The organism is Gilliamella sp. B2838, assembly GCF_026536185.1.
Taxonomy (GTDB): domain Bacteria; phylum Pseudomonadota; class Gammaproteobacteria; order Enterobacterales; family Orbaceae; genus Gilliamella.
Map to the genome: position 1 here is coordinate 1 of NZ_JAFNOO010000007.1, position 18,697 is coordinate 18,697.

The 18,697-nt window shown below is 33.5% G+C and carries 21 protein-coding genes; 17 read left to right on the forward strand and 4 right to left on the reverse strand.

The window, feature by feature from the left end:
- Nucleotides 1-85: transposase (locus J3U63_RS08445; RefSeq protein ID WP_072075904.1), on the reverse strand; the 85-nt coding region annotated here is incomplete at its 3' end.
- Nucleotides 86-205: 120 nt separating this feature from the next.
- On the opposite strand from J3U63_RS08445, the gene J3U63_RS13415 reads away from it, so the two are divergent.
- From J3U63_RS13415 to J3U63_RS08455, 3 genes are all read left to right on the forward strand, one after another.
- Entirely contained in the window at nt 206-493 is a 288-nt protein-coding gene (locus tag J3U63_RS13415; protein WP_416379910.1) for a GNAT family N-acetyltransferase, read from the forward strand.
- Between the two features lie 474 nt (nt 494-967).
- Nucleotides 968-1,648: a hypothetical protein gene (locus J3U63_RS08450; protein ID WP_267332320.1), complete on the forward strand. Its 681-nt coding sequence runs from the start codon at nt 968-970 to the stop codon at nt 1,646-1,648.
- A gap of 145 nt (nt 1,649-1,793) precedes the next feature.
- Nucleotides 1,794-1,994 (forward strand): helix-turn-helix transcriptional regulator, encoded by a 201-nt coding sequence (locus J3U63_RS08455; RefSeq protein WP_198200899.1) that lies wholly within the window; start codon nt 1,794-1,796, stop codon nt 1,992-1,994.
- A gap of 578 nt (nt 1,995-2,572) precedes the next feature.
- Here the strand turns inward: J3U63_RS08455 and J3U63_RS08460 are convergent.
- The gene (locus tag J3U63_RS08460) at nt 2,573-2,731 is read right to left on the reverse strand and encodes a YlcI/YnfO family protein (RefSeq protein WP_108720850.1); all 159 of its coding nucleotides are present in this window, start codon (nt 2,729-2,731) and stop codon (nt 2,573-2,575) included.
- 193 nt (nt 2,732-2,924) lie between these two features.
- Here J3U63_RS08460 and J3U63_RS08465 point away from each other — a divergent pair, with 193 nt between their 5' ends.
- The 7 genes from J3U63_RS08465 (at nt 2,925) to J3U63_RS08490 (ending at nt 9,422) form a co-directional block, all read left to right on the forward strand.
- Nucleotides 2,925-3,275: a hypothetical protein gene (locus J3U63_RS08465; protein ID WP_081296696.1), complete on the forward strand. Its 351-nt coding sequence runs from the start codon at nt 2,925-2,927 to the stop codon at nt 3,273-3,275.
- The gene (locus J3U63_RS08470) at nt 3,268-3,642 is read left to right on the forward strand and encodes a hypothetical protein (RefSeq protein WP_267332319.1); all 375 of its coding nucleotides are present in this window, start codon (nt 3,268-3,270) and stop codon (nt 3,640-3,642) included. The genes J3U63_RS08465 and J3U63_RS08470 overlap by 8 nt, the downstream gene beginning before the upstream one ends.
- Nucleotides 3,643-3,652: 10 nt before the next feature.
- Nucleotides 3,653-6,025 carry a primase-helicase zinc-binding domain-containing protein gene (locus J3U63_RS08475; protein ID WP_267371257.1) on the forward strand — a complete coding sequence of 791 codons (2,373 nt, stop codon included), beginning with the start codon at nt 3,653-3,655 and terminating at the stop codon, nt 6,023-6,025.
- A 112-nt stretch (nt 6,026-6,137) separates the two neighbouring features.
- Nucleotides 6,138-7,472: a Fic family protein gene (locus tag J3U63_RS08480; RefSeq protein ID WP_267371260.1), complete on the forward strand. Its 1,335-nt coding sequence runs from the start codon at nt 6,138-6,140 to the stop codon at nt 7,470-7,472.
- Nucleotides 7,473-8,378: 906 nt separating this feature from the next.
- Nucleotides 8,379-8,579: a hypothetical protein gene (locus J3U63_RS08485; RefSeq protein ID WP_267371263.1), complete on the forward strand. Its 201-nt coding sequence runs from the start codon at nt 8,379-8,381 to the stop codon at nt 8,577-8,579.
- Nucleotides 8,576-8,803 carry an EexN family lipoprotein gene (locus J3U63_RS13420; RefSeq protein WP_416381305.1) on the forward strand — a complete coding sequence of 76 codons (228 nt, stop codon included), beginning with the start codon at nt 8,576-8,578 and terminating at the stop codon, nt 8,801-8,803. The genes J3U63_RS08485 and J3U63_RS13420 overlap by 4 nt, the downstream gene beginning before the upstream one ends.
- A gap of 382 nt (nt 8,804-9,185) precedes the next feature.
- Nucleotides 9,186-9,422 carry a tetratricopeptide repeat protein gene (locus J3U63_RS08490; RefSeq protein WP_267371266.1) on the forward strand — a complete coding sequence of 79 codons (237 nt, stop codon included), beginning with the start codon at nt 9,186-9,188 and terminating at the stop codon, nt 9,420-9,422.
- 59 nt (nt 9,423-9,481) lie between these two features.
- On the opposite strand, the gene J3U63_RS08495 is transcribed toward J3U63_RS08490, so the two are convergent.
- On the reverse strand, nt 9,482-9,883 hold the full coding sequence (locus J3U63_RS08495) for a hypothetical protein (protein ID WP_267371269.1): 402 nt from the start codon (nt 9,881-9,883) through the stop codon (nt 9,482-9,484).
- Nucleotides 9,884-10,138: 255 nt separating this feature from the next.
- On the opposite strand from J3U63_RS08495, the gene J3U63_RS08500 reads away from it, so the two are divergent.
- The 7 genes from J3U63_RS08500 (at nt 10,139) to J3U63_RS08530 (ending at nt 14,081) form a co-directional block, all read left to right on the forward strand.
- Entirely contained in the window at nt 10,139-10,315 is a 177-nt protein-coding gene (locus J3U63_RS08500) for a hypothetical protein (protein ID WP_267371272.1), read from the forward strand.
- Between the two features lie 180 nt (nt 10,316-10,495).
- Nucleotides 10,496-10,810: a hypothetical protein gene (locus tag J3U63_RS08505; protein WP_267371273.1), complete on the forward strand. Its 315-nt coding sequence runs from the start codon at nt 10,496-10,498 to the stop codon at nt 10,808-10,810.
- Between the two features lie 729 nt (nt 10,811-11,539).
- Nucleotides 11,540-11,860 (forward strand): chorismate mutase, encoded by a 321-nt coding sequence (locus J3U63_RS08510; protein WP_267333584.1) that lies wholly within the window; start codon nt 11,540-11,542, stop codon nt 11,858-11,860.
- A gap of 7 nt (nt 11,861-11,867) precedes the next feature.
- Nucleotides 11,868-12,383, forward strand: a complete 516-nt coding sequence (locus tag J3U63_RS08515; protein ID WP_267343967.1) for a ClbS/DfsB family four-helix bundle protein — start codon at nt 11,868-11,870, stop codon at nt 12,381-12,383.
- Between the two features lie 38 nt (nt 12,384-12,421).
- Nucleotides 12,422-12,664, forward strand: a complete 243-nt coding sequence (locus J3U63_RS08520) for a hypothetical protein (protein WP_267347561.1) — start codon at nt 12,422-12,424, stop codon at nt 12,662-12,664.
- A gap of 155 nt (nt 12,665-12,819) precedes the next feature.
- Nucleotides 12,820-13,341: a low molecular weight protein arginine phosphatase gene (locus J3U63_RS08525; RefSeq protein WP_267333587.1), complete on the forward strand. Its 522-nt coding sequence runs from the start codon at nt 12,820-12,822 to the stop codon at nt 13,339-13,341.
- A gap of 224 nt (nt 13,342-13,565) precedes the next feature.
- The gene (locus J3U63_RS08530) at nt 13,566-14,081 is read left to right on the forward strand and encodes an O-acetyl-ADP-ribose deacetylase (RefSeq protein WP_065633924.1); all 516 of its coding nucleotides are present in this window, start codon (nt 13,566-13,568) and stop codon (nt 14,079-14,081) included.
- Between the two features lie 196 nt (nt 14,082-14,277).
- On the opposite strand, the gene mukB is transcribed toward J3U63_RS08530, so the two are convergent.
- Entirely contained in the window at nt 14,278-18,696 is a 4,419-nt protein-coding gene (gene mukB, locus J3U63_RS08535) for a chromosome partition protein MukB (RefSeq protein ID WP_267371275.1), read from the reverse strand.
- Between the last annotated feature and the right edge of the window lies 1 nt (nt 18,697).

Sequence of the window (18,697 nt, forward strand, 5' to 3'; positions counted from 1 at the left end):
CCAACGTTAAGCTGTTGAGTCGTTTTAAGTGTAATTCGGGGCAGAATTGGTAAAGAGAGTCGTGTAAAATATCGAGTTCGCACATTTTGTTGTCTGATTATTGATTTTTGGCGAAACCATTTGATCATATGACAAGATGTGTATCTACCTTAACTTAATGATTTTGATAAAAATCATTAGGGGATTCATCAGTACTCAGCCTTATATGGCTATCTTTGGCTCACGCCTTGCTGGGTTTATTGAACTCAAAGACGATGGTTACATAGACTGTTTTTACGTGCATCCTGACTTTCAAAAACGTGGCATAGCTAGAAAACTCTATGACCATATACTTGACTTGGCTCACCAGAAAAAGCTTTCACAATTAAGTGTAGATGCTTCAAAAGTAGCCATGCCCATTTTCAAAAAATGGGGTTTTAAAATAAAGCGGGTTAACAAAATATCCAGAAAAAACCAGGTACTGATAAATTACCATATGTATAAACCACTTTGATTTTTATTGAGACCTTTGTACCGTAAAGCTTCACTCAAACTAAATTCCTAACCGCGCTTTTTTGAAGTATATAGTTTCTTGAGTCCATAAAAAGAGCGCTCAATTTTGCAGTTCTGTTAAATTAAAACAGTTATCTTCATAATAAAGATAACTTATAAATTCCTTTCATGGGGTTGAATTTAAAAAGCCCGTCAAAGAGTTTACAACTATCTTGCTACCGTACGAGCCTGATATTTTGATGTAGCGCGACGGCTCAAATATTTATTATTATCTTTTATTAAATCTCTCATTTACCTATCCTCAAAATATTATTTTAGTCTGCCAATTTTATCATAAACACTTAACTGTATATAAATACAGTGCTATAATGTATATTACTGTATATTAAAGTATTATTTTCGCCTAAGCTGATGCCAGAACATTAGCAAACCTAACGAACTGGCGCAAATTTTTTTAGATCGTGAAAGGTGGTATATGGAACATATTTACTGTGATGATTATCCTAATGTTATGCATTGGAAAGCTGTACAAGAATTTACTATAGAGCAAGCGTCTTTATTATTGGCAGGATTAGATCCCTTCGATTTTAAAGAGGGATTAGATTCAGTAAAACAAATAAATCATTCTAGATGGAAATTAGCTCATGGTTATGCTCTATCGTTAGAAACCTCTATCAGAAGGGGAATTTTAACGCCAATTATATGTGCTAAATATGTATATAATGAATTTCTAAATGAGATGAGCGCCACAAAGATAGATCCAAATGATAGAACAGAAACAATGTCTTATCGGCACACCATAATAACAAGAAGTTCCTTAAATCAATGGGTCACTAATGAAAATGTTATCTTAGTTCTTCCATATCGAGCTAAAAAAACCCCTCCCCCTATTATTCAAGAAATCAGTATAGAAGATAATAATATAAAAAAATTACCAAATAACACACAGCACTCTTCCGAAGGATTGGAGTTAACACAAGAGATAATTGAGCAATTTTGGTCTACTTATGATACCGAAAATAAACAAACAGCTCCAACAAAAAAAGAAGTAATTGATTATTTAATTGGTAAAGGAGTATCTAAAAACTTAGCAGAAGCGGTTGATATAGTATTGCGTCCTTTCGAATTAAGAAAAGTAGGACGAAGAAAGGGGTAAGCCTATTTACTGTATTTTCTATATAAATGGATAGGAATACTTTAATTAAATAAGTTACTACTATTAAAAAATTAACCCACCTATTTTAATTATACCATAATGCTACAGTTACCTTGTTTTAATAACTTTTATAACGAGGTAACAAATGACAAATGCAATCCTATCCAGAAGAGAAGTTAAAAATTTACTTCACTTCAAATCTGACACTAGTCTTTATACGCTAGAAAAGAAAGATAAAACCTTTCCCCAAAAAATCAGAATCGGCTTGCGTCGCGTTGGGTATCGCGCTGATGAAATTTACTCTTGGCTTGAATCTCGTAGAGTAGAACGTCGAGAGGTGGCTTAATGGTGATAAAGCAAAACCCTTTATATCGCGAAATGATAAAGGGCTAACACTGGAATAATGACGCTTCCAATGATAGCCAATCTCGCGATAAGTGTCTAGCTAAAACACCAAATTAACTAATTGATTTTAAAGCAAAGCGAAAAAATTCGTTACGGTTTCCCCTTGCCTAAATTTAGCTAAAAGGGGGAATTTTCTGACACGTTAAGAGAGATGAAAAATGACAGATTTAAGTATTAAAAATAATGATATTGAATTGACGCAATCCAAATTTGACTTAATCGCCACTAATAAAACGATTAATAATTTAAGGACACGTTAGAGGGCTAAATCATGACTACAAGCTTATATAACAACCTAGCAATACAGATGTATACCCAACCCTTAAATAATCTCCCTGTGAATCGCTACGATGTAATTTTTCGACACGTTAGGAAAGATTTTTCTACTATCACTACGCGCGCGCGTATGCGTCGGAAAACTCATTGCATGGGGTTGAATTTTAAAAAATGGTTTTGCATGTCCATAAAAAGAAAAATAAAAAAACAAATACCACTTTTTGGTGGTATTAAGCTAATGCATTATTTCTTGTTTGGTTTGTTTAATTTTTCGCGACAAGCAGCAATAACCCAAGCAGAAAAGTTGGTATTCTCCTTTTTGGATTGCTCGTCTATTTTTTCTATTAGTTCGTGTGGAAAGCGGATATCTTTACGTTTTGACTTACTGGTTTCATTTGCCATATTGGATATTCATAAGTTATTAGTACGGACAATATACACTAAAGTAAAGAATAAAAATAGTGTTGACATGTACGGACAAAATAAAATATATTGTACGGACACATTAAATTTTAACATTTTAATAAAAACAATAGCCCAAAGAGTTCGCACCTCAATGAGCTATCTAACCACAAACATTAAACGGAGTAATGCTATGGCTAATAGTAATGATACCCTATGCCCTAAAAATGGGCAATATGACCTACCTAACCTTTTATCTGTCTTGAATTTATATCAGGCTGATATCCAACCACAAAACTTATTACACGCAAAAGCACACTTAGAGGAACTTAGACAATCAATTCTATGGGGAATCGGTGCTATTGGTAATTTGTTATTTTGGGCTTCTGAATGTGAAGAATATGAGGAACAACAATTTAAAGACGATACACGTGACATTGGTTACCTGTTAGCACAATTAAAAAACGTTGTTTGCTTTGCTTCCAATCAAATTAATTTACTTGACGATAAACTTAATCATAAGGAAGTTAACGATAATGAATAATAACAATAAAATAACCGCAATCCACCATATCATCGTTGATTCAACTATGGCGATAGTGGCAAGTTTGTTTTTAATTGAGCAGATTAACAAAAATGATAGTCAAGTATTTGTTCATGAGGGTGTCAAGATTGATATTAACAAAGATTTAATTGTCTTAGGTTTAGATATCAATCTTAAGCAATGCTTGATTGAGGATTTCGGAGAAAAGGAGGGATTAAATCGCACTTATGGAATGTTGAAAGACATGTACACAGAAAGCGACGATAAACCTATTTCATTAACTCCATTCGGGCAAGAATTACTTTCATCATTGTTTATTGATTTAGCCGAAGATATCAAAGCTGAATCTAATGGGACAATTCACTAAGGTGGCGGTAATGAAAATAAATGAAATTACAGCCGAAGCGGTGGGTAAATGGCGATTAATCTTTAGTTCATTAGGCATTGAGGTGGGTAATGGCAAACATTGCCCTTGTCCTGTCTGTGGTGGTAAAGATAGATTTAGATTTGATAACCAAAATGGTAGAGGTACTTACATCTGTAACCAGTGTGGTAGTGGTGACGGCTTAGAGCTTATCAAAAACTATTGTCAATGTGACGCTAAAGAAGCATCAAATAAAGTAGCGGAATGTTTAAATCTGTCTAATCAGAATAACCAAATACGGGAAAATCTCGTATTTAGGAAAATAGATTCTGAACAATTACATAATGATAACATACCAGATAATCCCGTATGTAAAAAGGTCGAGTATTTGCTATCTAAAGCAACATTAGGGCAATCTCAATACCTGACCAAGAAAGGGTTAACCTTTGATTTGCCTTTGTTAGATAACGGGCGCATTTTTGTGCCCATGCTGAATCTTCATAATGAATACGCAGGCGGTCAATTTATCGAGCCAGACGGAAGCAAGCACTTAATGAAAGGCTCGAATAAAAAAGGTGCTTTTATATGGGTCAACCCAAATTTGGGCAAGCCTGACGAGGTAAAAAAAGAGTTGCTCACAGCTAACGAGATTATTATTTGTGAGGGATTAGCCACAGGCATATCAATAGCGGTATTCCGCCATCGGTCACCAGTGATATCTGCCATTGATGCAGGCAACCTTATTCATGTAGCCAAAGCTATTCGTGAGGTTAATTCTACCGCAAATATTATCATTGCTGGTGATAATGATATAGGGAGTCATAAAAACACGGGTAAAGAAAAAGCGATAGAAGCGGCTACTGCGGTAAATGGTTATTACACAATCCCCGATACAGATTATAAATGTGATTGGGATGATTATAGGCAACAGTTTGGACTTCAGAAAACTTCAGGTTTATTTGATAAAAACCTCATAAAACCAGAGTTATCCACCATAACAAAACATAACATGCAAAACGAGTTATCAAGCATGAACCTATCGCAAATGGCATCAAGCCAACGAGCTGAACTGCTTAATCAATATTATGATAATAACCTTGCGATTAATCTTACTACCGATGAAATCTATCACTATCAAGATAACGCATGGCAACCTATAAGCGATAAACTGTTAATGCGAACGCTAGCCGATTTATTCACTCAATCAGGTGAGCCATTTAACCCTATGCGAATTAGCTCAGCGGTTGAATCGCTCAGGTTATCACTGCCTATAATGGGAACACCTCAGAAAGATTTAATCTGCTTTAAAAATGGCGTATATGAGCTAAAAAGCCAAAACTTTAGACCTCACAATAAGCAAGATTGGCTACTAGTTAGTAACGATATTGATTACTACCCTGCCAAAGAAAATGAATCCTTCGAAACTCACGCGCCAAACTTCACTAAGTGGTTAAAGAGAGCATCAGGCAATCAAGATAAGGCTAAGAACATACTAGCTGGACTTTATATGATATTAGCTAATCGTTATGACTGGCAATTATTCTTAGAAGTTACGGGCGCAGGCGGTAGCGGTAAAAGTGTATTTGCTGAAATCGCAACTATGTTATCAGGTAAAAACAATACTGTTATAGGTACAATGGAATCGCTGGAAAAGGCAAGAGACAGGGCTTTAGTGGTTGGCTATTCACTTATCATTTTACCAGACCAACCGCGTTATATGGGCAGTGGTGCAGGTTTAAAAGCAATTACGGGCGGTGATGAGGTCGCAATCGACCCTAAACACAAACAGCCCTATTCCTGTAAGATTCCTGCGGTAGTGTTAGTAATCAACAACGAAGCCATGCGATTTAATGAGCGCAATGGCGGTATATCAAGGCGCAGGGTAATATTTCACTTTGGCGAGGTTATACCTGAAACAGAGCGAGATTTAAACTTGGTTAGCAAAATAGAGCAAGAGCTACCCTCAATTGTGAGGTTGCTATTAAATGAGTTTATCAATCCAACAGAAGCCAAAGAAAAACTACACCAGCAACAACAATCAGACGAAGCGACGGCGATTAAACGCGAATCTGATCACCTAGTCGATTTTTGTAGTTACCTTGATACTCTGGATTATCCTAATGGGATGTTTATGGGAGGTTTGGGGATCACCCCCTTTAACCCAAGAAGGTATTTGTATCATGCTTATATTGAATATATACGCAATACAGGCTTAAACAACCCTTTATCGCTCACACAATTTGGTACATCACTTAATTATCCAATGAAAGAAAACGGTAAAAATTATATCCGTAAAAGATCAAATAAAGGAATGAGGACAAACGTAGAGATTAATACCTATACTAGTCAGGATTGGCTACCCAAAGCCGAAGATTTTATAAGATAACCTGTAATAGTATTTATTTATCAGTAAAACTAAATTTTTTATTAAATATAATATTTACTTTATGGTCATTAAATAATATCATTTAACTCAATTTTAAAAAATTGAGTTAAACATGAGAATATCACACGCTAAATCATTCGATGAAATTATGAAGGTCATTAATCCTTCTGATTTAATTAATGTTATGGGTAAATTTAAGGAAACTGATGCAAAAGGTCGGTATCTCCACTGGAATGACTTTAAATATAAAAAAAATGATGAAAATATTAATATTGATTTAGCATGGGCTGCGACTAAAATGTCTAGACTCCAATCAAATAAAAAAATTAGCATAGGAGGATATCAGTTTAGTTTTTGTGTTCCTGATTCTTTACAAAGAGATCTCCACACAATAGATAAAAAATCCAGTGGTTATATAGGGATGAATAATCCTGAGTCGATGGATGGGGTTAATAATAAATATTTAGTTCATTCTTTAATTATGGAAGAAGCTATTTCATCGGCTCAACTTGAAGGAGCCTCAACAACAAGAAGAATAGCAAAAGAAATGCTTGAATTAGATAGAAAGCCAAAAAATAAAGCTGAAATTATGATCGTGAATAATTATTCATTGATGAAAAAAGCATTGGAAATGAAAAATGAAAGTTTATCTATTGATTTAATTCTGAGTTTTCATGAAATAGCAACAGAGGGAGCGATAGAAAATAATGCTGTCTGTGGTGAGTTTAGACAAACAGATGATATTTATGTTAGAAACCATCTACAGGAAGTTGTTTACACTCCACCTAAAGCAGACAAACTTAATGATTTGATGAACGATTTATGTAATTTTGTTAATACTCCTCATGATTGTGAAGCAGGAGAATTTTTTATACATCCTGTAATCAAAGCAATATTGTTACATTTTTTTATTGGCTTTATTCATCCTTTCGGAGATGGAAACGGAAGAACTGCAAGAGCTTTATTTTATTGGTTTATGATGAAGTCTGGCTATTGGTTATTTGAATATACATCAATAAGTAAATTAATTAAAAAAGCACCAATAAAATATGCAAAAGCTTATTTATATGTAGAAGATGATGGATTAGATACTACTTATTTTCTATACCACCAAATCGATATTATCATACGGTCGATTGACGAATTAAATATTTATCTACGAAGAAAGCAACAAGAATTATCGGACTTCTTAACTAGAATTCAAAATTCTAAAAAAGCATCAGAGTTAAATTTTAGACAAATTGATATTCTTAAAAAAGCAGCTAAAGAACCGGGTAGGCAATTTATTGCAAAATCAATAAGTATTGAATACAGTGTATCTGAAAATACAGCAAGATCGGATTTAAAAGTGCTGGAAAATAAAGGACTATTATTGCTTATTGGAAACAGTAGAGTTAGAACATATATTTCACCATCTAACTTGTTGGATAACTTATTAGATAACTAATATCGTTATTATAATTATGAGCCGCTATTATTTAGCGGTTTTTTATTGAGTGAATACCTAAAGTGTACACTTGTGAATAGTAAATAATTAAGTGTTCACCGCTCAAACCCTTTTAGAATAAGGCTTCAAGCAAGTAGTGAACACCGTGCGCACTTTTTTATAAAATTTTATTTTTATGGGGGGGGAGGTATAAAAAATCTAAAACATAATTAACGGATACCACTCACCTAGATAAATTTTTACACCGTCAAAATTCTAAAACCAATTTTTTTAACCTTTCAATTTGGCAAGATTAAAATACCTAATTTTTGGGGGCACTTTTTCTTTTGGGGGTACAAATGGGGGTACAACAAACAGAAGAAACAAACACAATGCTTTATGAAAAAGGATTTAAACAGTGCTTTTCAAGTCCCGCCCATACTCTACCGAAGTCAATCAAATCCTTATATACCAACACTTTCAATAAATTCCTACTCAACCGATTTCAACTGAAATTACCTTACATCAAATGCAATTGTAGGTAACAGACAACTGGTTTCAATTTTTACCCACAAAATGGCATTTAAGCTATATGGTACAAAAGGTTAAATTGTTCTTGCTTAAACCTAATCTGATAATTTCCATTTTCGTACTTTTATTTAACTTAGCACCATTTAACCTAACATGCTTTATTTATCTTTTTTATCAGGTTTCAGCTTTCAGGAGCTTTTATTTTTATTTAAAAGTTAGGATAAAATTTAATCTTCAACTTCTTCATATCCTTTTGGTTTTTTGAAAAACGAGCTTTAGTGCTTCTTTTGGCTAGCTTAATATTGGGATTAGTTTAACTTTGATGATTTTCTGACCTCATAAAAAAAGAGAATAGTATAATATAATTTGATGATTTATGGGCACATTAGGAATAACATGAATAAAGTCGAAAATGAAAATGCAAATCATTATTTTCATAGTGTACCAAAGACAAGGTTAATTGTGTCGGCTGAGCCATCAATAATTACTGAAATAAACAATCTTGTTGGACATGATAGAAGTCATCCTGCCAATAAGAATTGGTCTGAATTTGCGAGATTGGCGGTAGTTGAAAAATTAAAACGATATAATATATGAAACAATTAAGTTTATTTTTAGTAATAAGTATTTCTATTGTTGGGTGTGGTGAAAAAATATATTCAGTTGAAGAATTCATGAATGATCGTCAATTAATCTGTAAATATTTAGAGAAATGTTCAGATGAACAAAAATATATCGGTCTAAAAATTGTGAAAATCTTTCAAAGGCTTTACTTCACCCTGACACAAAACTATTTCCAGATTCTTATGATGAATTCTTAAGTGAATATAATTTAGAAAAATAATAATTAAAAAATAAAAGAGAAAAACTTTATCATATCTATATTGCGTTCGAGTGAAATATGGACTAAGTAACCCATTATCTTTACCTCAATTTGGTGTATCAATACCTTATGTGATGCATCAAAGCAGCAAATGTTACACCAAGAAACAGACTTAAGTTGTGATTGGCTACCTAAAGCAGAAGAACCCAATTAGTTACTGAAATTGAGCCACTAAATATAAACTAATAACCGTCATTATTGGTGTTTTTTTAAATTTAGATATATAAATAGATATCTAAATAATCAAAATCAAAAAAAAATGTTTTTATGATTTATTAAGCATATAGTGGAAAATTATTATAAATATAATGAAGCTAGCAATGTTATTTTTTACGATTATGCTCTCTTACCAAGTAATGGCAGGAGATTTTGAAACTGTAATTGAATATTTTCAATTTGCAGCGAAGCAAGGATATACACGAGCTCAGACCCTATTAGGAGTTATGTATTATTATGGTTTAGGTATTAATAAGGATTATATGAAGTCAAAAGTGCTATTTAATCAAGCTTGTGATAATGGTAGTAATGATGGGGGTTTAAATAGGGAAGGTTTTTAATCTATTCATTACTTAATTAATATATAATTACTTAAATAAGTTGGAATATTTAATTTTATTTAATCATCACAAGGATAGTGATATTGTAATGTCCTCATATACAACAAAGGAAATGGTAGGTATTCTGCCACATGTTCACCATGTGTTGCTTTTAACATGCTATCAACCATTTCAATATTTTTTGATAGTAAACTTAACGTCATTAAATAGTCATAATTCGACATACAGGCAGCTCGTTTTTTGTTTTCGAGAACTAATACCGAGTCATACGCCGAGATTCCATTAAGCACATTCTTAAAATATAAATTTACATAAATATTATGCTCAAGTTTTTCTGAATTATATAACAATTTAACATCGTTAAAGGTTAAACTCGGCTTCTGCATGATCTCATCGCATGAATCTGCTAGGGTGTAAAATGGACTAAATAAAATTATGAGGAGCAATACTGCTTTTTTCATTATTGGCACCTTAATTACAGAAATTAACTAACCATATCATTTAAGTATGAAGGTAATATCAGGAAATGTAAATATGAAGTTATCTTTGAAAGTAAAGAAACAAAGTGTGTTTAATGTGGTATATTAATTAAATGTTGATTGTTTTTTGATACCATCAGGATTAACTGAGATGGGAAAAGTTTTTTAGGCATTGTAATCACTGCAATTCTATTACTAACTTCATGCAAGCAACAAGGTAATGATGAGCTTGTTAATTTGAAATGGGATGCAATGATTCACTTAGATGCCGAAAATCTTGCTGAAGCTGATATCAAAGATATATATGAAAAAAGAGTGGTTCCTTGTTTAAAACAATATGTAACACATCCAATCACATTTAAAGAACTTTTCAATCACGATAGTAGTGAATACAAAGTAGAAGCCAATAATTAGAAATGAAACTACAAAGTTAATTGAAGAAGATATATTTAAAAAACAATATCCTGAAGCTTACAAATATTTAGTTAGCAAGAAAGAAATTTTGTCACAACGAGATAAAGGTGTTGGTAACTATCAAAATTGGTATGCTTTTGGTCGAACCTAAGCTTTGAATGTTTTTGGAAATAAACTTTTTTGCCTAAAATGTCTAATAAAATACCTAGTGGTATTATTTCCACAGATAAAGAATTGTTATTTTATAATGGAATAGCAATTATTGGACATACAAAGCGTGAACTGATGTTTATAAAAAAAGTTATTAAGTCTCGATTATTCTGGTTTTACATCAAAACTACTAGTAATGCTTATTATTCTCTTAATGGCAATTATATTAATAATTTTGGCGTTTATGATTTCACAGATGAAGATCTTAATTACATATCAAAAGAAGAAAATCAGAACAAATTAGATCAATTTTTTGAAAGTAAATATGGTATTAAATTTTATTAATTAAATTATCCAATACATTTTAATAATTTAGTGTGATTAAAGAGACAATTGATAAATGAATCAAATATTGTTTATTATTGAAGTTAACTATAATTACCTAATTAATAATTAAATGTAATTTACTATTTAGCTTTGAGTAATATAAAAATGTAGAGATACTATTGTAAAAAATCAAAACAATTCCAAATGTGGGAAAAACAAACATAAAAAAACATTTAATTAATTGTTTTCAATAATTAATTTAGCATGAAACATTCCCGCCCACGGCACCAATTCAATAATCAGTAACATTCTTTAAAATCCTTTAAACCACATCCAAGCCAGTATAATTAAGGCTTTAAGCCTATTTTACTATTATGTAAGTATCAGTAAGACACATTTACAACCACATTTTTTAGTTATATGTTTAGTTATACAAATCTCGTATAACTACCGTTTTAACAAATACTCAAATAAAAACAATCAAGCCCAGCGATAAAATTACTGATTGTTTGACAGTGGAATAGATATTTACAAGTTAAAACGAGTTATAGTAAAAATAATCCCCCCAAAAAGCTACAAAGATATAATTCAAATATCCCGCTAACAATATAAAAAATAGATAAAATCGAGTAATTTTGGCGGGTTGCAGTTAAATATAATTCAAAATTAAAAATTATGATTAATAGTTTCATATAAAACAGCATAATGCTAGGATAGTCATTAATAAATTTTAACAGGCTAAATATCATGCAATATAATCCTAAGTTAACACCCCAAAAATGCTGTAATATGGACGATATTCGTTCAGAGATAGATCAGATTGATCACACTGTTATTAAGCTATTTGCAGCTCGCTTTGAATATGTTAAAGCTGCTAGTGAATTTAAAAAAAGTGCTAGTGCTGTAGAAGCCAAAGCCCGTTTTGACACTATGCTTGAGCAACGAAAGCTTTGGGCCAATGAGTTAGGACTAAATGGTGATATTATTAAAGCCTTATATGCTAATTTGGTTCGTTATTTTATTGATGAAGAATTAAAGCAATTTAAAAATAAAGCAAAAAAAGGATAGTTTGTCTATGGCTTATACCAGTAAACAACAGTTATTGAATGAAATAAACAAAACCGCTAAATTGTTTATTGAAGAATTTAATACATTAACAGAATCGCAAAAAGATCAGTTAATTCATGGTGTCGATCGTACTCCTGCGCAAATGATTGCTTATCAGTTAGGATGGTTGGATCTTGTTAAGTCTTGGGATGATGATGAACTTGCAGGACAAACCCCAACATTACCAGCAGAAGGCTACAAATGGAATCAGTTAGGCAAATTATATCAACACTTTTATAAGATTTATCAGGATTATTCATTACAAGAACTAATTACATTATTTAACCAGAAACTTGTTATCTGGAATAATTGGATTGAATCTTTGGATGATGATACGTTATTTATTAAAGATAGACGTAATTGGACTAAACCTTTCCCTGAATCTTGGACCGTAGCGCGCTTTATTCATATTAATTCTGTGGCACCGTTTAAATCATTTCGAACCAAAATCAGAAAGTGGAAAAAGTTAAGTGAACAAGTTTAAATATAAATTAATATTAATGTAATCCAAATAAGAATGATATGGCTTTTTCAGAAACAGAGCGACAACAATTGTTACAGCTAAAATTTGTGGGTGGCAAAATTATTGACAGACTTGAACAAATGGAACTTGATTCTTTTGATAAATTACGCCACGCCACTTTAAATGAAATTCTAAGCAAAGGCGCATTATTAACAGGCTCAACTTGCTGGAAAAACAGCCATCAAGCTAAAACCGCCATAAATAATATTTTGTATTTAGTTAAACAAAACGACAACAGGTAAACATAATCGGCTTCTTGTTTTTTTATCATATTGTTATTTGATAAATCGAAAGCTAATGAGTTATAACACTATGATAAACATTGTATTTAATGTTATTTAGTATAAAATTTGCTTAAAATTGTAATAAGCCATTGATAAAGGATAAAGGAAATAGAATGTCTATGTTAAAAAAATTTTTAGTTTGTTTATTTGTATTTTTTAGTAGTTCTTGCTTTGCATTAGATCATATTGTTACATTTGTTTGTACTGGTAATACGGGACGTAGTCCAATGGCTGAAGCCTTGGCAAATGATTATGTAAAAAAACATAATCTAAATATTATCGTGCAATCAAGAGGTGTGAATGTTGATCCTAAAGAAACCGCACCAGAACAAGGGACAGTGACGGTATTAAAACAACATGGTATTGATATCTCATCACATAAAGCAACACAATTAACAAAAGCGGATATTGATAAATCAGAATATTTGCTGACTATGACACAAAAACACAAAGCAAAAATTTTAGAACAATATCCGCAAGCAAAAGGTAAGGTTTTTACATTATCTGAGTTTTCTACAGGTAAAAATGAAGATCTTTCAGATCCCTATCAAAAACCTTTAGAGGCTTATATCAAAGTAGAAAGTCAATTAAATGAATTTTTGCCATTGGCTTTAAACAAAATAGCTGACAAATAATCAATTAATCCCTTATTAACATAAGGTGCCTTGCTGCTTTAGAATAGCAAGGCAAAATTTTCTATATAAAATACCATAAAGTTCAAATAGCAATATCAAATTTCATTCATGTTTTAGAAGTTATAGCGATTGATAGATATTACTTGTTGACAGATAAGTGTAAATCTCAAACTCTAAAATTTAAGAATCTACCTATGTGAAAAATCAGAATTGGCGTTCATACCGTGAAGAATAAAATTGAATTACTGCAAGCTGACATTACTAAAATTTCGACAGATGCTATTGTTAATGCTGCTAATACCTCATTGCTAGGTGGGGGTGGCGTAGATGGAGCAATACACCGAGCTGGCGGTAAAACCATCCTTGAAGAATGTATAAAAATCAGAGAAAAACAAGGCGGTTGTAAAGTTGGTGAGGCCGTTATCACAACGGCTGGTAACCTTCCAGCTAAATATGTTATACATACCGTTGGTCCATGCTGGAATGGAGGTAAAAATAATGAAGAAGAATTATTAAAACAAGCTTATCTAAATAGTTTTAAGTTGGCATCTCAGTATCCAATTACCTGTATATCTTTTCCTAATATTAGTACTGGTATTTATCGTTTTCCTAAACCAAAAGCAGCACAAATAGCATTATCAACAATAAATCAGTGTTTAATGCAATATTCAATAATCACAAAAGTTAATATTGTCTGCTTTGATATTGAAAATTATCATATCTATCAAGCTATGATTTAGCATTAACTTTGTTAAAAAACAAAGAAAAAAGTTAATTATCACTGATTAAATATCAGTTATCCAAAAATAAGAGTAGAACACTTTTTAAAATGATAGATATTGACAAGGATTTATTACTAGTTAATTAACTAATAGAAAATTAGAAATAACATCTTCGTCGATTAAAATCGACGAAGATGTTAACCTTAAAAAATAGTTACGCAAAGCCTTTTAAACCAACCACATGTACATGTTCTTGGTTATTCATTACTTTACGCACCAGTTTATAAGTAGTCCCTTTTTCTGGGCTGATATTTTCTGGCGCTGCTATAATCAGTTGCATTTCGAGTCGTTCACACAGCTCAAATAACGTGGCAATCGATTTAGCATCTAGGCGAGCAGCTTCGTCTAAGAATAATAAGCGACATGGTAAAATATCTTTATTACGTAGACGTTTTGATTCTTCTTCCCAACTTTGAATGACCATCAAGAGAATTGACATACCGGTACCAATGGCTTCACCAGTTGATAATGCGCCACTTTCCGCACGCAACCAACCATCAGCACCACGATTGACTTCTACATCCAGCTCAAGATAATTGCGATAATCTAACAGCTCTTCCCCAATATTTTGTGCAGTTCGTTGCCCCATATCAATATGTGGATTCAAACGTTGATAAAGTTTAGCTAACGCTTCCGAGAAGGTAATACGATTATTACTAAACAGATCTTGATGCTCATTTTGATCATCGGCTAATGCTGCTAATAATGATGAGTGCGCTTCACGAATGGTAACATTCAAGCGTACACCATTAACTTGTCCAAATGCCACCGCCTGTAGACCTTGGTTGAGCATACGAATACGATTTTGTTCACGTTGGATAGTTTTTCGAATAATGTTTGCCACACTTTTCGAACTTATTGCTAACTGTTGCTCACGTGAGGTTAATTCTTCAGTTAAACGTGATAATTCAATTTCCATTTGCTCAATTGCTTCAATTGGATCATCTGTTTTGACAATATCTTGACGAATTCGTTCACGAAGATGTTTATAAACCGCAATATAAAATTGAATTTTGCGTTCCGGACGTTTTGGATCTTCAGATAATCGTAAAACATCACGTAAATGTTCATTATCATTCACAGCCAGACGTAATGAGCCCAGCGCCTTATCTGACATTGAGCGCAGTTCATCAGCACTTAAATAAGCTAATTCTCGACGATGTAATCGTCGTTCAACGCTATTTTCTTTGACGAGTCGTAAAACTAAGCACCAACCAGCTTTGGCTTCAACAACCTGTTCGCGTAATTGTTTATAATCACGGAGTGTTTGAGCTAAACGTTTTTGCATTTGCGTCATTTCGCTTTCACACATAATTAGTTGTTTTTCTAGCGAACTACAGTGCTGACGGTTACTGTTTAATTTTTGATGGATCTCATCACGACGTACCCTAGCCCTCTCTTCGGTGATGGCATCGGCTTTAACACCAATTTGTTCAATCTCTTTATGCAGTTCATTAAGCATGTCACGTTTAGTTTCAAATGCACTTTTTAATGAAGCTAATGTTTGATTGTACTGGTTATACTTATCTTGATACTGCTGCATTTGACGACGAGCATCGGTTCGCTGTGCTTCTACAATATCTAACCGAGCACGTAACTTTTCGTTCAAATCAGCATTTTCATTCAACATGCCGGCTGAATCTTCATAACTAAAATGGGCTCGGCGTTGCATCACTTCAGTAAGCGCAAACACCTGTTGACGAATCGTTTGTTGTTGCGACTTAACGGTATTATATTGCTCACGTAACGCTTCGTTCTGTTCTGGATCACTTTGTAAAACGGCCACAATAGGCTCAAGCTCAGAAACCGTGTGACGATTGCGACCAACATATTGTGCAGCATCTTGTGCTTCGGCAACTTGTTCGCGTAGATCATCAACTCGATCTGCTAAATCTTCATCAGCTAATAAATGCATTTGCGCAACTAAACGATTAACCGTTGTTAACTGCTCTTTGCAATTAGCTACCTGCTGTTGATTCTGCTTATCTATTGCTTCTTGCGAGGATAATTGACGCTCAATCTCATTGCGTCTTGTCGCTAATTTTTGAGCTTCAGCTTCGGGATCGATATCAAAGGCAACCGATAAATATTCACCAATAAATTGACCCACATTTTGTTCTATACGTTGTAATTTTTGTAAATCAAACGAGATAGTGGCATAACGTTCATGAAGTTCATCACGCTCTGCCGATAATTTTTCCAGATGAACTTCACGAGCAGCTCGGCCAAATAATGGTACCGTTGGAAAGCTGGAAAAGCGCCATTGACGATCACCAGTTTTAACCAATACCGCTTTATTCATCTCTTCACAATCAAATACACTGTCGTCAAATGAAGAAGGATCGCCTTCAATAAAATAGATATCTTCAGGGTAGTCTTCTTCGCTAGCAGTAAGATTTTCGAGCTGGGTTTTGACTAACGACAAATCAGGTACCACAATCGCTTGTCTTGAAGGACCATATAATGCCGAGAAATAAGGTGCATCGTCAATAGTCACATCTTCATAAATTTCTGAAAGAAGTACACCATTAAACCGCTCAGCTAATGCCGATAAACGGCCGTCATCAACACCACTAGGTTGATTGAGTTGTTCTATTTGTGTATCTAATTGAGTTCGTTTAAAGGTTATCTGATCGCGCTCTGTAACCAATGTTCGTTCTTGCTCAAGCAGCTGCTGCATATGTTGCGTGACAGCTTGACTGTGGGTAAAACTTTGTCCGGTTTGTTCTTGTAAGGCAATTAAAGCATCTTGTGCTTTTATCCACATTGGTGCTTTTTGTCGATAATCGGCTATTTTAGATTGAATTTGTTCAAGTTCTTGTCTAAATTCAATGCGTTTTTCACTAGATTGATTAGCAAGCTCCGCATTTTCATCTAACTGAACTTCAAGTTCCTGTTTTAGTTCATCAAGTTCATCATAATTAACATGTCGACCAATACGTTTGCAAAATTGGTTTAATAATGATTCTGCTTCTTTTTGTTCAAAAAAGCGTTGTTCAAGCTCATCAAGCTGTAATTGTAAATGTTCAGCTTGTTCAGCTTGATAACATTGTGAAGGCCATTGTCTTAGTGCTTCTTTAGCAGCAGTAAATGCTTCACTACGAACAACATCACCAACCAGTTTTATTACAAGTTGATAAGCACGATCAAACTGATTAATTGCGGCATCAGAAACACTTAATCTTTGTTCAAGTTCTAAAACTTGCTCTGTAATCTCTTTTTGTTTTTCAGCAAAAACGTCAAAGTGATTTTCAATATTACTGATCCCCAATTTTGGTAATTGGCATAAAGACTGTGCATTTTTCAAAGCTTGCAAAGCTTGTTGATACTGAATTGCCCGTGTTTGCTGCACATCAAGAGCTTGTTGATAATCAGCTAATTGCGTTTTTATTTCATCCACTTCTTGTTCAGTTTGTTCAGCCTGATCACGGTAGCTTTGGTACTGTTCATTCGCTTCAATGACAACTTCATTTTGTTCTTCAAGTTTTAGATTAAGATCATCTAAGTCCGCTTGATAGCGATCAATTTTTTCTTGTTGGCGTAAAGCTGTTTGCGCTAGATTAAGATGGTCATTTGCCGCTTGTAAATCAGTTTCTAGGTCATTTTGCGCATCTTGAAACTCTTTGAGCTCTTTTGCCATTTCAACTTGACGATATTGATGACTGATTAACAAATCTTGCGTTTTAAACATATCTCGACGCAAACCAAGTACCGATTCAATATGAACACGACGCTCATTAGCATGGCGCATATAATCCGCTGCCACATAATTTGTTGATTCAGTAATCAGGTGTTTAAATAGATCGCGATCAGATTGCGTAACGCGAATCGCTTCTAATGTCATGCGATTTTCACGTAGTGCTGCTTCCATATCCTGAAAAGCTTTACGTACACCACTGTTTTCAGGTAATAAGTAATCACGAAGTGAGCGGGTAATGGCACTTGAAATCCCACCATAAAGTGACGCTTCAATTAATCGGTAATATTTACTACGATCAGATGAGGTACGTAATCGTTTTGGTAATATACCAAAATCAAACATCACTGAGTGATAATCAGTAATAGAGTTAAACTGTTTAAAAATCACGCTCTCTATTGATTCAATTTTATCTTTTAACTCAGGCAGTGATAAGATTCGTGCTTGTTTGTCGTTTACTCTTTCTGTCACTAATTCGGTTGGTTTGATTTCAACAGGTAAACCTTGTATTAAAAAAGGTTTAATATCCACTTTTTTATCACGACCCGCAACTTGCTGTAATCGAACACCACATATAATCCGTTGGTGACGTGAATTGATCACATCAAGCATCGAATAACAAACACCGGGTTTTAATTTACCATGTAGACCTTTATCACGAGAGCCTGATGTTGCACCAGCTTCGGTAGTATTACGAAAATGTAATAAGGTTAAATCTGGAATCAATGCAGTAACAAAAGCTGCCATGGTGGTTGATTTACCAGCCCCATTCCCCCCAGAAAGTGTGGTGACAAGTTGATCTAATTCAAATGTTCTGGCAAAAAAGCCGTTCCAGTTAATTAAGGTTAAGGAGTGAAATTTTCCGTGTTCAATCATA

What these genes read in the sequence shown, in the direction of transcription:
- J3U63_RS08450 (WP_267332320.1), top strand. Translation starts at nt 968, where the DNA reads ATGGAACATATTTACTGTGATGATTATCCTAATGTTATGCATTGGAAA.
- J3U63_RS08485 (WP_267371263.1), top strand. Translation starts at nt 8,379, where the DNA reads ATGAATAAAGTCGAAAATGAAAATGCAAATCATTATTTTCATAGTGTA.
- J3U63_RS08475 (WP_267371257.1), top strand. Translation starts at nt 3,653, where the DNA reads ATGAAAATAAATGAAATTACAGCCGAAGCGGTGGGTAAATGGCGATTA.
- J3U63_RS08460 (WP_108720850.1), bottom strand. Translation starts at nt 2,731, where the DNA reads ATGGCAAATGAAACCAGTAAGTCAAAACGTAAAGATATCCGCTTTCCA.
- J3U63_RS08495 (WP_267371269.1), bottom strand. Translation starts at nt 9,883, where the DNA reads ATGAAAAAAGCAGTATTGCTCCTCATAATTTTATTTAGTCCATTTTAC.
- J3U63_RS08490 (WP_267371266.1), top strand. Translation starts at nt 9,186, where the DNA reads ATGTTATTTTTTACGATTATGCTCTCTTACCAAGTAATGGCAGGAGAT.
- J3U63_RS08480 (WP_267371260.1), top strand. Translation starts at nt 6,138, where the DNA reads ATGAGAATATCACACGCTAAATCATTCGATGAAATTATGAAGGTCATT.
- J3U63_RS13415 (WP_416379910.1), top strand. Translation starts at nt 206, where the DNA reads ATGGCTATCTTTGGCTCACGCCTTGCTGGGTTTATTGAACTCAAAGAC.
- J3U63_RS08515 (WP_267343967.1), top strand. Translation starts at nt 11,868, where the DNA reads ATGGCTTATACCAGTAAACAACAGTTATTGAATGAAATAAACAAAACC.
- J3U63_RS08470 (WP_267332319.1), top strand. Translation starts at nt 3,268, where the DNA reads ATGAATAATAACAATAAAATAACCGCAATCCACCATATCATCGTTGAT.
- J3U63_RS08510 (WP_267333584.1), top strand. Translation starts at nt 11,540, where the DNA reads ATGCAATATAATCCTAAGTTAACACCCCAAAAATGCTGTAATATGGAC.
- J3U63_RS08465 (WP_081296696.1), top strand. Translation starts at nt 2,925, where the DNA reads ATGGCTAATAGTAATGATACCCTATGCCCTAAAAATGGGCAATATGAC.
- J3U63_RS08520 (WP_267347561.1), top strand. Translation starts at nt 12,422, where the DNA reads ATGGCTTTTTCAGAAACAGAGCGACAACAATTGTTACAGCTAAAATTT.
- mukB (WP_267371275.1), bottom strand. Translation starts at nt 18,696, where the DNA reads ATGATTGAACACGGAAAATTTCACTCCTTAACCTTAATTAACTGGAAC.
- J3U63_RS13420 (WP_416381305.1), top strand. Translation starts at nt 8,576, where the DNA reads ATGAAACAATTAAGTTTATTTTTAGTAATAAGTATTTCTATTGTTGGG.
- J3U63_RS08455 (WP_198200899.1), top strand. Translation starts at nt 1,794, where the DNA reads ATGACAAATGCAATCCTATCCAGAAGAGAAGTTAAAAATTTACTTCAC.
- J3U63_RS08525 (WP_267333587.1), top strand. Translation starts at nt 12,820, where the DNA reads ATGTCTATGTTAAAAAAATTTTTAGTTTGTTTATTTGTATTTTTTAGT.